The organism is Halobiforma nitratireducens JCM 10879, assembly GCF_000337895.1.
GTDB lineage: Archaea > Halobacteriota > Halobacteria > Halobacteriales > Natrialbaceae > Natronobacterium > Natronobacterium nitratireducens.
This window is the reverse complement of the sequence record NZ_AOMA01000168.1, coordinates 1-2,386: the sequence shown is the minus strand read 5'-3', so window position 1 is coordinate 2,386 and position 2,386 is coordinate 1. Positions and strand designations below refer to the sequence as shown.

1 protein-coding gene is annotated in these 2,386 nt (G+C 63.8%); it reads left to right on the top strand.

All coding sequences use genetic code 11. The annotated features are described in order from the left end of the window. Positions 1–272: 272 nt before the first annotated feature. The coding region (locus tag C446_RS15765) for a PAS domain-containing protein (RefSeq protein WP_239639523.1) at positions 273–2,386 on the top strand (2,114 nt) is incomplete at its 3' end.

The window sequence follows — 2,386 nt, the reverse complement described above, 5'->3', positions numbered from 1 at the left end:
ACATAGGATTCGAGAGAGTTCTACTCGGATTTTATTTGATTCCTCCGAAGCTCGTTTGTAGACGCTCTACATCCCAGAAACGTGGCCCGTCGAGTCGAGACTCGAGATCGCCGCGAGCGGGGACGATACCGTTGCCGGGGCGCGCTCTTTGGGCGGCAAAGACTCCTCGACCAGAACACTGTTCTCGGGGACTGATTGTGTCGAAACCGGAAGTTTCGGGCACTACCTTTATAGCCAGCAATCGTTTTGTGGAAGGCAGTCAGACGATGGTGGTGTTCGACTCGTCCGCGTCCAGAGGAGAAGACAGCCGGCGTCGCCAGCGGAACGCTCTCTCGAAGCTCGGACGGGTCGCGCTCGAGAGAGACGACCTGGAGGCGGTATTCGACGAGGCTCTCGATGCGGTGCGGGCGGTCCTCGGCGTCGATTGCTGCGGGCTCTTTACCGACGGTGGCTCGTCGAGTCGGTACGGCCGGCACGTGGTACTTCGCCGCGGCGATGGCTGGGACGACGATCACGTCGCCGAGCCGCGGGGGAAGGTGGTCAGAGACGAACGGATCGAGCGGGCGTTAACGACCGGCTCGCCGGTCGTACTCGAGGACCCGGACCACGATCGGATCGACGACTCGAGCCTGCTCGGGGCCCACGGTATCGCAAGCGGCGCGACGGTCCCGATCTTCGTAGGGTCGGCGGATGGGCAAGCCTGGGGGGTACTCGGGGCGTACGCGAGTGAACCGGATGCGGTCGACGACGAGGGGGTGGCGTTCTTGGCTCGCGTGGCGGAGTTGCTGGAACCACGGATCGAAAACGCAGACGAGGAAACGCAACTCGAGGGCGAGTCCGACGGCACAGTCGAGACGACGGTCGAGCGGATCACGGACGCCATCTTCGCGCTCGACGAGGAGTGGCGATTCACCTACGCCAACGACCGTGCGCGGACGGTGATCGATCCCGATGGTGAAGGGTTGCTCGGCGAGTGCGTCTGGGATCGGTTCCCCGCCGCCGTCGATTCGACTTTCGAGCGGGAGTATCGCGACGCGATGGCGACACAGGAACCGACCGCGTTCGAGGAGTACGTCCCCCCGCTGTCGACCTGGTTCGAGGTCAACGCGTACCCTTCCGAGAGCGGGCTCTCAGTGTTCTTTCGAGATGTGACCGATCGGACGGAGGCGCGTCGAGAGCTCCGGTCGACGAACCGGACGCTACAGCGACTCTACGAAATTACGTCCGACGCCGATCGGTCGTTCGAAACGAAGCTCCACCAGCTGCTCGAGCTCGGTCGCGACCGGCTTGATCTCGATGTCGGCTACCTCGCGGCGATCGACGAGGAGGACGACCGGTTCGAGATCACCCACTGCGTGAGCGAGGACGACCAGCTCGAGCCCGGAACGGAGATCGCACTGTCCGAGACCTACTGCCGGCAAACGATCGACTCGGATGGATTGCTCGCGTTTACGAACGCGTCGACCGACGAACGGATAGACGGGGAGACCTACGAGACATGGGGGATCGACGCGTACGTCGGGGGACGAGTCACGGTCGGGAACGATCGGTTCGGAACGCTCTGTTTCGAGAGCGAAGAGCCCCGGCAAACGCCGTTCACGCCGACGGAGCGATCGTTCGTCGAACTCGCCACACAGTGGGTCGGCCAGGAGCTCGAGCGTCGGCGGCGAGAACGCGAACTCGAGGAGAGCGAGCGTCGCTACCGGACCCTGATCGAAAACTTCCCCAACGGCACCGTCGCACTGGTTGACCGTGATCTCCAGTACGTTACGTTCGGCGGAACCCTGGCAGGGAGCGGGGACGTGTCCCGCGACGAACTCGTGGGGACGCCGATCGAACGAGCACTGCCACGGGAACTCGCCGACATCGTCGTCCCGAACTACGAAAACGCTATCGAGGGCGAGCCAAACACTATCGAGCGAACGGTCGGCGGTCGGGTCTACCGGTTCCACTTCGCGCCCGTCAGGGGCGTCGACGGTGACGTGTTCGCCGCGATGGGTATGTCCCAGGAGGTGACCGAGCGCCGGGAGACCGAGCGGAAACTCCGCGAACGCGAACGCCACCTCGAGCGGGTTCGCCGGTACACCGACGACCTGCTCGACGCGATCGACGACGTGTTCTACGTCGTCGACGAAGACGGTGAGCTCCGTCGCTGGAACGAAAGTCTGCCAGCAGTCACGGGGTACACCGACGACGAAATCGATTCGATGGCTGCCCTCGAGTTCTTCGCCGAGGAGGACCGGGACGTGATCGCCGACGCGATCGCAGGCGTATTCGAGACGGGACACTCGCAGGTCGAGGCGGAGCTAGTGACGAAAGACGGCGAGCGGATTCCCTACGAGTTCGTCGCCAGCACGCTCGAGAATCCGGATGGTGACGCCGTGCT